Here is a 12,476-nt window from a genome sequence, read left to right on the forward strand (position 1 = left end):
AGGGCCGACAGATCCCGTTGAGGACCCTGAGTCAGTCAGGCGGTGGGTCAGACCTCGCCGGGGAACGCTCACGTACATCCTCACTGTCAGGCGGCCTCGGTCTGGCGCGCATAGGGCCGGCCAGGCAGCTCGGCAGTCTCTCCGGCGGTGAGCAGGCGCGGCTCGGCATCGCCTGTCTGATCGCGGCGTCCCCCGAGGTGGTACTGCTCGACGAGCCCACCAATCAGCTGGACGGAGCTGCTCTCGACTGACTGGAGGGCGCCCTGCTGTCCCGTCCCGGCACGGTGATCGCCGTCTCCCATGACCGGATCTTCCTGGAGCGCGTGACCACAGCGGTGCTGGAGGTCGACTCCGGCCGCCGGACGGTCGGGCGCTACGGCGGCGGGTACGAAGGATTCCGGACCGAGCAGGCCGCCGCACGGCGACGCTGGGAGCACTCCTATGCGCAATGGTGCGAGGAGACGGCTCACCTGGAGGAGTACGCAGCGACCACCGCTCACGACGTCGCGGTCGGCCGCGCGATCAAGGACAACAACAAGATGGCGTACGGCCGGGCCGCAGGCCGGGTCCAGGCCTCGGTGTCCGGACGGATCCGCAATGTCCGCAAGCGCCTGAAGCGGCTGGCAGGGCGCGCTGGTGGTGGTCTCCCACGACCGGTCGCTGCGCCGCCGCTTCACGGGCGACATCCGGCGGATGGAGTCCGGGCAACTGCTCGAATGAGTCGCATTCGATCTACGGGACAGCCCTTAGGGTCGGTACATGGCACGACCGCAACGCATTGTCCTCGTCCGGCACGGGGAGTCCGAGGGCAACGCCGACGACACGGTGTACGAGCGTGAGCCCGACCACGCGCTGAGACTCACCGCGACAGGGCTGCGGCAGGCCAGGGAGACGGGCGTGCGGTTGCGCGAGCTGTTCGACGGTGAGCGGGTCAGTGTCTACGTCTCGCCCTACCGTCGCACGCACGAGACGTTCCGGTCCTTCGGGCTGGACCTTGAGCGCGTGCGAGTGAGGGAGGAGCCGCGGCTGCGGGAGCAGGACTGGGGGAACTGGCAGGACCGGGACGACGTGAGGCTGCAGAAGGCGTACCGGGACGCTTACGGACACTTCTTCTACCGCTTCGCACAGGGAGAGTCCGGGGCCGATGTGTACGACAGAGTCGGGGCCTTCCTGGAAAGTCTGTACCGGAGCTTCGAATCCCCCGACCACCCACCGAATGTTCTGCTGGTCACGCACGGACTGACCATGCGTTTGTTCTGCATGCGCTGGTTCCACTGGTCGGTGGCCGAGTTCGAATCGCTGTCCAATCCGGGCAATGGGGAGACCAGGACACTGATGCTCGGAGAGGACGGGCGCTACACCCTTGACCGGCCGTTCGAACGCTGGCGCACCCCTGAGTCGTACGGCATCACCGGATAGAGTGGAAGGGCGATGACAACCGCTGACTCTGCTTCCGACCAACGCTTCGAACGCGCCCGGGCCAGCCTCCGTGGACTGGCCGTGGGGGACGCACTGGGTTCCCAGTTCTTTGTGCCGGCCAACTATCCGTTGCTGAAGCGCCGCGGACTCCCGCCCGGCCCCTGGCAGTGGACGGACGACACCGAGATGGCCTCCTCGGTGCTGGCCGTGCTGGTGAGGCATGAGCGCATCGATCAGGACGCGCTCGCTCGTTCCTTCGCCGACCACCATGACTTCGACCGCGGATACGGCCCTGCCGTGAACCGGCTGCTCAGGCTCGTGCGGGAAGGTGGCGACTGGCGGGAGCTGGCATCCGCGCTCTTCAACGGGCAGGGCTCCTGGGGCAACGGCTCGGCGATGCGCATCGCGCCGCTCGGCGCCTGGTACGCGGACGACCCGGAGCAGGCCACGCACCAGGCCGAGATCTCCTCATATCCCACGCATCAGCACCGCGAGGCGGTCGTGGGCGCGATGGCCGTGGCGGCCGCTGCCTCACTGGCGGCGTCGCCCGCCGGGCCGCCCACCCCGGCAGAGCTTCTCGACGGTGTGATCGCGCTCGTACCGCGCAGCGCCGTCGGCGCGGGGCTGCGACGGGCACGAGACATGCTCGACTACGGCGATGCCGGGACGGTTGCCGCGGTCCTCGGCAACGGCCGGCGCACCAGTGCACATGACACCGTTCCGTTCGCCCTCTGGTCGGCGGCGCGAAGCCTGGGCGATTTCGAGCGGGCCTTCTGGGTCACGGCTCAGGCAGGCGGCGATGTCGACACGACCTGCGCGATCGTCGGTGGGATCGTAGCGGCGGGCAGGTCAGGCGCGCCGCCGGCGGACTGGTCGGCGCAGACGGAGGAACTGCCGGACTGGCTCCCGCGTTAGGGCGAAGACGCCGCCGCTGACGACGAGGCGACGCGTCGGCCGGATCGCGCGACTGTCACGGTACTGCCGCAGCCTTTCCTCGCCCGGCCGACCGGCGCAAGGGGAAGCTACTCTTTCGGCCACGCCGCCCTCGGTGATCATCCTGACTGGCGCGCACCGAAATGAGACGCCGGGCTGCCCTCGTGCCCCGTGCTGCCGGCGGCGGTGCGTGCGGACCTCGGTGGGGGAGGGGTCCCAAGTCCGATCACACGTCAGCAACACCCCGGCCGGAAGATGTCCCCGAGCGGGCCGCAGGGACCGAGAGGGCCGAGCCGTCGGGACGGGCCGGAGTGTCCGGGCAGACGGTGCTGTCGAAGGCGTCGGGGCCCGCCGCAACCGCCGACCCGTCGAAGGCTCCGTCCTCCGCGCAACAGGGCGGACAACACCACCCGCCCAACCCCTCAAGGACATCGAACGGTCGCTGCGGTCCTCGGACACCCCCTGGTACGCCACCAGCTGGGGCCAGGTGCGGGCCAGGGACATTCTGAGCCGGCGAAGCTCGAACGACCCGGCACAGAGCTGCGACGCTGCGCGTACGAGCGGCGGAGGCGGCGACCGCGACGGTGGCCAGGACGATCAGTACGGTCCCTACGACCCGTACTGATGTCGGCCGGGCCGGACGGGGCCGGGCAGGAACGGGCGGTGCCACCGTGCGGTAGTCGGTGCCACCTGGGTGCACGGAAGCTTTGAGCCGGCGCGACGACACCCGTACCACCGGAGGCAGACCCTTCACCGCTGCTGTTCCGCGTCGCCCCGCGTGCTTCACGAATGTGATGCGGACATCGCTGAGCACCTCCCGGCGCTGATCCTTAGCGGCGGTTTCCCGGCGTCGGAGCTTCCGCTCGTGAGTACCGCTTTCGTGCACAAGGGCGCGCCGTACACATGTACCGCAGCAAACTGAACACCGCGAGCCGCGACTGTGCTGCAACCCGTTCTGCGGTTCGGTGTACGGCCGAGGCGGCCGTCGGGCGCCCCGGGGTGTTGTCGGCGTACCCATCGGCGTACGCTGACAGGCGCCATGCCGTACGAACCACCCACGCACACTGTCGAGCGCTCACTGCGCGCGACCACTGGTGCCAAGACCGTCGCCGGTGTCGACGAAGTCGGACGCGGAGCGTGGGCGGGACCGGTCACTGTGTGCGCGGCCGTCACCGGCCTTCGCCGACCTCCCGCCGGACTCACCGATTCCAAGCTGATCAGTCCCAAGCGCCGAGCGGAGCTGGCCCCGTTGCTGGAGCACTGGGTCACCGCATTCGCTCTCGGAGATGCCTCTGCGCAGGAGATCGACGATCTGGGCATGACGGCCGCACTGCGCCTCGCCGCCGTGCGCGCCCTCGAAGCCCTGCCGGTGCGACCCGACGCGGTGATACTGGACGGCAAGCACAATTACCTGGGGGAGCCCTGGCAGGTCCGCACTGTGATCAAGGGCGACCAGTCCTGCATCGCGGTCGCGGCCGCCTCGGTGATCGCGAAGGTTCGACGGGACACGATGATGGCCGAACTGGGCGCGGATACCGGTGAGTACGCCGCCTTCGCCTTCGACGCCAACGCCGGCTACCCGTCGCCCGTGCACAGGGCCGCGCTGGAGGAGTGGGGGCCCACGCCCCATCACCGCCTCTCGTGGTCCTACCTCGATGCGTTGCCCAGGTGGCAGCACCTCAAGAAGATCCGCATCTCCGCCGAGGCGGCTGCACTGGAAAGCGGGGGCCAACTCGGCTTCGACTTCTGATCGCGCACATGTACCCACCCGCTGACGCCTTGCGCATCGGCGTTTGATAGACAACCACTCATGCCTCTCATCCCCGAGGAGCCTCAGATTCACGAGAGCGCCCAGGGTCCCCGCGCTACTCCGGCCACAGGCCGTACCGCGCCGACCCCCCGTCCTGTACCCGGTCCGCGTTCAGCGGCCATGCCGCGCCCGGGTCGCCCGGGACCCGGTCCTGCGAGGCCCGCGCCCCCGGCGCAGCGCCCGCACACCACCTCCGGCCAGCCGCAGACGGCCCGGTCGGAGAATCGTTCCGCACCGCAGATCCAGCTGATCCCCGCCTCGGCCACCGGCGCACTCGACGCCGCCGACGAAGCACTGGATCTGCTGCTCGACTCCGGACGCGCACCGGGCGACATCCTGGTGCTCACCACCGGCGAACAGCACCCGTGGGCCGCGCACGAACTCACCTTCGGCGAGGCCGCCTACTGGGCGCAGTACGAAGCGGGCGACGACGTCTTCTTCGCCGGTGCAGCTGCCACGGACCGGCTCAAGCCCCGTCCCGTGGTGATCGTCGCTGTCAACGGCGACGGCGGTGACGCCATCGCCGACGCGCTGTCCGGCGCACGTGGCCGAGCCGGTTCCCTGCTGATCGTGTGCGGGGATCCGGAGCGTATCAACGCAGTGCTCGGCGCCGGTGTCTGATCCGCAGCCGTACAGGTAAAGGATCGTGGTGACCCGGCTGCCCCGCAGGGCGGCCGGGTTCGCGACCACGGGTCAGCGCGCCGCGGTGTGCTGCAGTGCCTGAGCCGCACCGCCGCCGGTGCGCAGTGGGACAGGGTCGGGGGCCGGTGGCCTTTCGGCGAGAGCGGACGGCTGCGATGTGGAACTGGGCCGACGTCCACCCCGGTCCTCGCCCAGCACTTGCCAGCCGCCCCGGGTCAGCGTGATGTACGCACCGCACCGCAGGCCGTGCAGTGTGCATGCGTCCCGCAGGCCCCACATCCACGCCCCGTCCTCCTCCGTCCAACGCTCGTCGCCCTCACGGCAGTAGAGCAGGACCGCCGTACGCACAGGCGTGCGGCGCCGGAGGTCGTGCGGAATGACCCGGCGCAGATGCGCCAGCAGCGCATTGCGGAACTCCCAGCCGTCCGCGGCCGTCGGGCGACGGGCGAACGAGGCGCTGGCCGCGAGGCGTTCCTCGTGGTCGAGTACGGCGACGACAGCGGTTGCCGGTGCCGGCCGGTGCCGGGCGTGCAAGCCACTGACCACCCCGCGGGGGTTGCGCAGCAGTGGTATGCCCGCTTCTGCCCACTCGGCCGGTTCGAGCATCCTGGCAAGGCGGTTGGCGGAGTCGGCGGATGCCGAGGACGTCGGCATCGAGGTGGCTGTGGACGGAGCGAATCCGAAGGTCACGGTCCTCCCTTCGCATACGCGCCCACGGTGCGGGCAGGGTCGAGTGAGGGCGCACCGCGGCACAGTTCTTCCGGGCCGCGAAAGGACCGTGCGGGGAGCGAGTTCAATTCTTCCTGGCGTATCCGCGGGCGGCAACGAGCAATTGGCGCAGCTGATGGGTATCAGCCGGAATGACTCTGATATCCCTGCCCACGCGGAGCCCGGACGACGCCTCCTGTCACGCCTGAACGGCGAGGACCAGCGGAAACACCCCTTGTGCCCCTGCCCGGCGCAGCAGCCGCGCCGCCACGGCCAGTGTCCAGCCCGTGTCCGAGAGATCGTCCACCAGCAGCACGGGACCGCCCGCCGTTGCCAAGGCGTCGGCCAGCTCGGGCTCCACGACGAGCGCTTCGTGCAGGGCCCGGACCCGCTGTGCGCTGTTGGTCTGCGAGATGCGTACGCCGTCGGCCTGCGGTGCGTAGGCGACGCTGCCCAGCAGGGGCATCCGGCCGATCTCGGCGATGCGGCTGCCGAGCGACCGGACGAGCTGCGGCTTGCCACGGGAGGCGATGGTGACTACTCCGACGGGCCGGGGCGCGGCGTCCTCGGCCCCGGACGCCCAGCCACCGGGCGCCTTGGCCCAGTCGGCCAGCACACTCACGACCGCCTTCGTCACATCGTCCGGCACGGGTGCATCCGGTGTCTGCGCCGCCAGCATCGGACGCAGCCGGTTGCCCCAGCCGATGTCGGAGAGCCGACCCAGTGCACGGCCGGTGAACGACAACTCTCCTGCGGGAATACGGCCCTTGAGGTCGACACCCACAGCAGCGAGACCGGTCGGCCACATCTTGCGGGGCTCCACCTCCACGCCGGGCCTGGCGAGTTCGCCCCGGGCACCGTCCAGGGCTGCAGCGGACACGTGGTCGTCGAAGCGGGCTCCCGCGCAGTTGTCACAGCGTCCGCACGCGGTTGCCGCCTCGTCGTCCAACTGGCGGCGCAGGAACTCCATCCGGCAGCCGGTCGCCGTCGCGTAGTCGCGCATCGCCTGCTGCTCGGAGGCCCGCTGACGGGCCACCCAGGCATAGCGCTCGGAGTCGTATGCCCAGCGCTCACCCGTGGCGATCCAGCCGCCCTTCACCCGCTTGACCGCGCCGTCGACGTCCAGCACCTTGAGCATGGTTTCCAGCCGCGTGCGTCTCAGGTCGACCAACGGCTCCAGGGCAGGCAGCGAAAGCGGACGGCCCGCCTGGGCGAGAGCATCGATCGTCCGGCGTACCTGCTCCTCGGGAGGGAAGGCGACCGAGGCGAAGTACTGCCAGATCGCCTCGTCCTCCTTGCCCGGAAGCAGCAGCACCTCCGCGTGCTCGACACCGCGGCCCGCACGCCCCACCTGCTGGTAGTAGGCGATGGGGGAGGAGGGCGAGCCGAGATGAACGACGAACCCCAGGTCGGGCTTGTCGAATCCCATGCCCAGAGCGGACGTTGCCACCAGGGCCTTGACGCGATTGGCAAGGAGGTCTTCCTCCGCTTGTTGGCGGTCGGCATTTTCCGTGCGGCCGGTGTAGGACGCCACCGTGTGCCCGCACTGACGCAGATACGTGGTGACCTCCTCGGCTGCCGCAACCGTCAGCGTGTAGATGATTCCCGAGCCGGGGAGGTCCTTGAGGTGATCGCCCAGCCAGGCCAGCCGGTGTGCGGCATTGGGCAGTTGAAGGACGCCGAGGCTGAGGCTCTCCCTGTCCAGCGGGCCACGCAGGACGAGCGCATCCGTACCTGCACCGGTGCCCAGCTGATCCGCCACATCCGTGGTCACCCGTGCGTTCGCGGTGGCGGTGGTCGCCAGCACGGGTACGCCGGCGGGCAGATCGGCCAGCATGGTCCGCAGACGCCGGTAGTCGGGACGGAAGTCATGACCCCAGTCGGAAATGCAGTGCGCCTCGTCGACCACGAGGAGCCCGGTCGCGGCGGCAAGCCGGGGCAGGACCTGGTCCCGGAAATCCGGATTGTTGAGCCGCTCGGGGCTGACCAGCAGCACATCCACCTCCCCGGCCGCGACCTCGGCCTGGACGGTGTCCCACTCCTCGGTGTTGGACGAATTGATCGTGCGGGCGCTGATTCCGGCCCGGGCGGCCGCCGCGACCTGGTTGCGCATCAATGCCAGCAGCGGCGAGACGATCACGGTCGGTCCGCTGCCCCGCGCGCGGAGCAGCGATGTCGCGACGAAGTACACGGCGGACTTGCCCCAGCCGGTTCGCTGGACGACCAGGGCTCTGCGCTTGTCGGCGACGAGCGCCTCGATGGCCCGCCACTGGTCCTCCCGCAGCCGCGCAGCACCTGAGGTGTCCCCGACGAGTCGGGCCAGTACGGAATCGGCCGAAGCCCTGAGCTCTGCGCGGTCTGCGTTGGTCATGCCCCCATGCAACCTGATGGGTACGACAAACGGCGAACGGCACCGCAACCCTGTGGACAAAGTTATCCACAGGGGTCGCGGAACAGGGCCGCTCGCGGGACGGTCGTGCCATGAACCAGCACCACGAATCCACCGGTCCGGTCGACGAGCAGCAGATCACCCTGCGGGGGCCTGCCGAGCTCGCCGACGCCCTTCCGTATCTCATGGGGTTCCATCCGAACGACAGCGTGGTCATGGTCGCCCTGCACGGCGGCCGGGGACGCTTCGGCGGGCGGCTCAGGCTCGGCATCCCACAGGCGCCCCAAGAGTGGGCCTCCGTCGCCGAGCAGCTTGCCGAGTGTCTGATCAAGGGCAGCGAGCGACGCGGGGAGCGCCCCGACGCGATCGTCATCTTCCTCTGCCAGGATCCGGCCGAGGGGGAGAACGGCGGCCAGGTCATGGAGCGGCTGCGTCCCCTTGCCCAGCGTCTGCGTACGGCCTGTGGCGCCCTCGATGTACCCGTACTCGAAGCGCTCTGCATCTCTGACGGCCGGTACTGGTCGTACTGCTGCCCGGACAAGCGCTGCTGTCCGTCCGAAGGGAACCAGATGGCTCTGCCCGGCACCTCGGTGATGGCGGCTGCTGCCGCGTACGCGGGAATTCAAGTGCGTGGAACACTGCGGGAGATGGAGGCCAGGCTCGAACCGCTGAACACCGGGGCGGCGGCGGACCAGCTACGGGCACTTGACTCGGCAGGGGCCGAACTGGTGCCGAAAATCCTCGACGAGGCGGGACGCAAGGACGTGGCCCGGGAGACCTTGGTGCTCGCCCGAAGGCTCATGAAACGCCTCAGGGAGGCGTCGGTGGCGGGGCCCTCCGCGTCGGACATCAATGACGACCGGCTGATCAGCCATGACGAGGCGGCTGCGTTGATTCTCGGACTGCAGGACCGGGAAACCCGTGACAGGGCCGCGGAATGGATGGAAGGGGCCGAAGCCGATTCCGCGTTGCGGCTCTGGCGGGCGCTGGCCCGTCGCTGTGTCGCGCCGTACGAGGAACACGCCGCCGCGCCGCTGACCCTGGCCGGGTGGGTCTCCTGGTCGACGGGGGATGAACCGGGTGCACGGGTCGCGCTGGGTCTCGCCCTGCGGGTGGACCCCGGGTACACCTTTGCTCAGCTTCTCCATGAGGCGTGCAATCAAGGTCTCGATCCGGAGACACTGCGTCGTTGTCTTCGAGGCGAGCGCAGTGCCCGGACGGGCCGGCGCCTCCACCGTACGGACCAGAACACGCGGCCCCGCACCGTACGCCCGACTGCCACTCGGCGAAGGAGGGCCCCTTCCGGCTCCACCCGCCCCGAAACGGCTGCTGCCCGACGCCGGCCCGGGCAAGTCTCCCCCGGCCGTCGCGGGTCCAGGAGCGGTCGCTGACCCGGGCCCCTCGCTGTTCCGCGGCATCTCTTGCCACGGTCCGGCAGTGAGTGCCCCGATCGGCAACGCGCGGGGAGTGGAGGCCTGAGTTCTCCGGTGTGCGCAGCCTTCCGGCACGCTGCCGCCCCCGCCGACGCGGCAGACGGGGCGGTGGGCGGTACTTGGAAGCACGGGGGTGTACGGGGTCGTTGATCTCCGGAGCGTCGGTGGTCGGCGCCCCGGAGGCTCCCGGGCGATGAGCAGCCCGCGGAGGACGGCGAGCCGCTGCCATCGGCGTCGCGGTCGAGCTCGGCCCGGTGTCCTGCCGTCCGGGACGGACACGGGAGCGACAGCCGGAGCGAGCGAGGACTCCGGTGCCATAACGGACGAAGAGCGCAGAGAAGTGCATGTCGGAGTGACCAGGCCGAAGCGGCCATGCCGCAGGGGCCGTGCCGAAGCGTACGGCGAACGTAGTCATGCCCAGGAGCGCGACGAAAGGAGTGTTTATCGTCAGGCAGACGACTATGATCACCGCATGCCGCCCTACGACCCGTCGACCTTCCCGCCCTTCGCTGTCACCGTCGACCTGGTAGTGCTCACGGTGCGCCGTCACGCGCTCTGTGCGCTGGTGGTGCGCCGCGGTGAGCCACCATTCCAGGGGCGATGGGCGCTGCCGGGCGGGTTCGTCAAAGCCGATGAGGACCTCGGGGCCGCAGCAGCGCGCGAACTCGTCGAGGAGACCGGGCTGTGCGCCCAGGATCCTGCAGCCCCGGCGGTCGGCAACGGTGCCCATCTCGAACAGCTGGCCACTTACGGCGACCCCGCGCGCGACCCCCGGATGAGGGTTGTCAGCGTGGCTCACCTCGCTCTGGCCCCCGATCTGCCGGCGCCGCGGGCGGGCGGAGATGCGAACAGTGCGCGTTGGGCACCGGTCGAGGACCTGCTCGGGCCGGGGAGCGGGCTCGGCCATGAGGGCGAAAACCAGACCCCGCTGGCCTTCGATCATGCGCAGATCCTTGCCGACGGCGTCGAACGGGCGCGTTCCAAGATCGAGTATTCCTCGCTGGCCACCGCTTTCTGCCCGCCCGCGTTCACGGTCGGTGAGCTTCGGCGGGTGTACGAGGCGGTGTGGGGAGTGGTTCTCGACCCGCGGAATTTCCATCGCAAGGTGACGGGTACGCCAGGCTTCCTGGTGCCCGCCGGTGGAACGACCACTCGGCAGGGCGGTCGCCCCGCCCAGCTGTTCCGGGCCGGTGCGGCCACGGTGCTCAACCCGCCGATGCTGAGGCCGGAGGTCTGACCTCACGGAACGCCCGCAAGGTCGATGCTGCACCAAATGTCGGATATGTCGCGTTATCTTGCTGCGGTACCCACTCTGCCGCCGAGCGGTCTTACCTTCCGTGAGAGAAGCGATGCTCCAGGCCATCGGACTTACCAGCGCCCCCCGCCGCGGCCTTCCGGCCGACGTGCACGACCTCACCTTCGAAGCTCGGCCCGGCCGCGTCACTGCCCTTCTCGGGGCCCCCGGCTCCGGCAAGACCGCCGCCCTCCGTCTGATGCTCGAACTCGACCCGGGGCGGGGAGTCACCTACTTCCGGGGCAGGCCGCTGCACCGTATCCCGTACCCGGCGCGGGAGGTGGGTGTGCTTCTCGGGGACGTACGGGGCCACCCCGCCCGCACCGCCCGCGGTCAACTCCGCATGCTCTGCGCCGCCGCAGGCGTACCGGCGTGCCGGGCCGACGAACTGCTCGAGGCTGTCGGCCTCGCCGCGCTCCGGGATCAGCCCGTGGGCACACTCTCGGTCGGCATGGAACGCCTGCTCGCCGTCGCTTCGGCGCTGCTCGGCGATCCGCACACGCTCCTCCTCGACGATCCCGCAGAAGGCCTCTCCTCACGCGAGGAGGGCTGGTTGCACGGCCTGCTCCGGGCTCACGCCGCCCAGGGCGGGACTGTTCTCTACACCACGGCCGACCCCGGGAAGGCGGCGTGGGCTGCCGACCATGTGGTCACCATCGACGGCGGACGCCTCGTCGCGGACCAGAGCGCCGACGACTTCTCCCGGACCCGGCTCCGCCCCCGCGTCGCGGTCCGGACCCCGCATGCGGCCCGCCTTGCCGCCGTCGTCGCCCGCGAGGCCCGGGCGGCCAGGCGCTCGGTCGAGGTGGTGACCGAAGCGAGCAGCCGTCTCTCCGTCTACGGCTCCACCTGCGCGGAAATCGGCGACGCAGCATTCCGGCACGGGCTCCCGGTGCACCAACTCGCCGACGAAGTGGCCGACGCCGGGCCCGCTCGGGCTGCGGTTTCCGCAGACCCCGGCGAAGGGGAAGCCGAGCCGCGACCGGCCGCACAGGCATCCGTCCCGGAAATCCTCCCGCCGATTCGCCGCCGGCCGGCCCGCGGCCCGATCCACCCGCTGCGATACGAACTGCGCCGCCTCTTCGGTGTCCGAACGACGGCCTTGGTCATGGCCGCCGTTCTTGCCGCCTCGGTCGGGCTCTCCGTCCTCCTCGCCCGCTCCGGCCATGCTCAGCTGCCGAACGCGCTGGCGGGCTGGCCGTCCCTGCTGCCGCTGCCACCTGCGGCGGTAGGGGCCGGGCTGATCGGTGCCCTCTCCTTCGGCGACGAATTCCGTTACCCCGCGCTCGCGGCAGGCCGGGGTGCCGTTCCTCGACGCCTGGGCCTGCTTCTCGCCAAGCTGGTCGTGTCAGCAGGTGTCGCGCTGGTGCTCGCCGTGGTGGTCGTGCTGGCCTCCGCCGAAGCTGTTCGCCTGGCGTATGGCGCTGATTTGATCAAAGTGCCGTCCAATTCGGCATTCCTGGCTGTGAGTTGGGCGGGACTGGTTGTCGGCTGCGCCTGGGCGGGCCTCCTGGCCGCCGGGGTCTTCAGGGCGGCGACGGCGGGTGTCGCCGCGGTGCTTGCCGTTCCCGCACTCATTGTGCCGCTCGTCCAGCATGTGCTGACGGGGCCGGGCTCCCATCCGGTGGCCGGACTTCCGGGCGGGCTTCGCGAGCTGATGTGGCCGCGCTGGCCGTACGTGGCGGATCGATGGGTGGTCGCTGCCCTGCGTGTGGTGGCACATCCCGTGGGCACCGCGCTGTCAATGTCGCTGTCGGCCCTGATCTGCGCGCATCTGTTCATCATCCTTCGCAGTAGGGTTCGTTGGTGATCGCGGGGAGCTGTCGGACCGCTCCACGGCCCACAACT

10 protein-coding genes are annotated in these 12,476 nt (G+C 70.1%); 8 read left to right on the forward strand and 2 right to left on the reverse strand.

The features are described 5' to 3' along the window. The 5 genes from ACF08M_RS19850 to ACF08M_RS19870 all read left to right on the forward strand — a co-directional run. The coding region (locus ACF08M_RS19850; RefSeq protein ID WP_392186563.1) for an ATP-binding cassette domain-containing protein at window positions 1-251 on the forward strand (251 nt) is incomplete at its 5' end. 508 nt (window positions 252-759) lie between these two features. Then, a complete protein-coding gene (locus tag ACF08M_RS19855) occupies window positions 760-1,419 on the forward strand; it encodes a histidine phosphatase family protein (RefSeq protein ID WP_392186564.1) in 660 nt (219 codons plus the stop codon). 12 nt (window positions 1,420-1,431) lie between these two features. Further along, window positions 1,432-2,334: an ADP-ribosylglycohydrolase family protein gene (locus tag ACF08M_RS19860; protein ID WP_392186565.1), complete on the forward strand. Its 903-nt coding sequence runs from the start codon at window positions 1,432-1,434 to the stop codon at window positions 2,332-2,334. Between the two features lie 1,057 nt (window positions 2,335-3,391). Then, window positions 3,392-4,102 (forward strand): ribonuclease HII, encoded by a 711-nt coding sequence (locus ACF08M_RS19865; RefSeq protein WP_392186566.1) that lies wholly within the window; start codon window positions 3,392-3,394, stop codon window positions 4,100-4,102. Window positions 4,103-4,162: 60 nt separating this feature from the next. Next, window positions 4,163-4,783, forward strand: coding sequence for a hypothetical protein (locus tag ACF08M_RS19870; protein ID WP_392186567.1), 621 nt, complete (start codon window positions 4,163-4,165; stop codon window positions 4,781-4,783). Between the two features lie 72 nt (window positions 4,784-4,855). On the opposite strand, the gene ACF08M_RS19875 is transcribed toward ACF08M_RS19870, so the two are convergent. Then, the gene (locus tag ACF08M_RS19875; protein WP_392186568.1) at window positions 4,856-5,494 is read right to left on the reverse strand and encodes a hypothetical protein; all 639 of its coding nucleotides are present in this window, start codon (window positions 5,492-5,494) and stop codon (window positions 4,856-4,858) included. A gap of 217 nt (window positions 5,495-5,711) precedes the next feature. Next, window positions 5,712-7,883, reverse strand: coding sequence for a RecQ family ATP-dependent DNA helicase (locus ACF08M_RS19880; protein WP_392186569.1), 2,172 nt, complete (start codon window positions 7,881-7,883; stop codon window positions 5,712-5,714). 110 nt (window positions 7,884-7,993) lie between these two features. Here ACF08M_RS19880 and ACF08M_RS19885 point away from each other — a divergent pair, with 110 nt between their 5' ends. The 3 genes from ACF08M_RS19885 (at window position 7,994) to ACF08M_RS19895 (ending at window position 12,438) form a co-directional block, all read left to right on the forward strand. Next, entirely contained in the window at window positions 7,994-9,292 is a 1,299-nt protein-coding gene (locus ACF08M_RS19885) for a DUF4192 domain-containing protein (RefSeq protein ID WP_392186570.1), read from the forward strand. Between the two features lie 514 nt (window positions 9,293-9,806). Then, window positions 9,807-10,571, forward strand: coding sequence for an NUDIX domain-containing protein (locus tag ACF08M_RS19890; RefSeq protein WP_392186571.1), 765 nt, complete (start codon window positions 9,807-9,809; stop codon window positions 10,569-10,571). A 112-nt stretch (window positions 10,572-10,683) separates the two neighbouring features. Continuing rightward, on the forward strand, window positions 10,684-12,438 hold the full coding sequence (locus tag ACF08M_RS19895; RefSeq protein ID WP_392186698.1) for an ATP-binding cassette domain-containing protein: 1,755 nt from the start codon (window positions 10,684-10,686) through the stop codon (window positions 12,436-12,438). Window positions 12,439-12,476: the final 38 nt, after the last annotated feature.

Source organism: Streptomyces sp. NPDC015032, from assembly GCF_043080425.1.
Classification (GTDB): domain Bacteria; phylum Actinomycetota; class Actinomycetes; order Streptomycetales; family Streptomycetaceae; genus Streptomyces.

Bases quoted from the DNA above. Each gene is read 5' to 3' on its own strand.
- ACF08M_RS19860 (WP_392186565.1), top strand. From the start codon at position 1,432: ATGACAACCGCTGACTCTGCTTCCGACCAACGCTTCGAACGCGCCCGG.
- ACF08M_RS19880 (WP_392186569.1), bottom strand. From the start codon at position 7,883: ATGACCAACGCAGACCGCGCAGAGCTCAGGGCTTCGGCCGATTCCGTA.
- ACF08M_RS19895 (WP_392186698.1), top strand. From the start codon at position 10,684: ATGCTCCAGGCCATCGGACTTACCAGCGCCCCCCGCCGCGGCCTTCCG.
- ACF08M_RS19855 (WP_392186564.1), top strand. From the start codon at position 760: ATGGCACGACCGCAACGCATTGTCCTCGTCCGGCACGGGGAGTCCGAG.
- ACF08M_RS19890 (WP_392186571.1), top strand. From the start codon at position 9,807: ATGCCGCCCTACGACCCGTCGACCTTCCCGCCCTTCGCTGTCACCGTC.
- ACF08M_RS19870 (WP_392186567.1), top strand. From the start codon at position 4,163: ATGCCTCTCATCCCCGAGGAGCCTCAGATTCACGAGAGCGCCCAGGGT.
- ACF08M_RS19865 (WP_392186566.1), top strand. From the start codon at position 3,392: ATGCCGTACGAACCACCCACGCACACTGTCGAGCGCTCACTGCGCGCG.
- ACF08M_RS19885 (WP_392186570.1), top strand. From the start codon at position 7,994: ATGAACCAGCACCACGAATCCACCGGTCCGGTCGACGAGCAGCAGATC.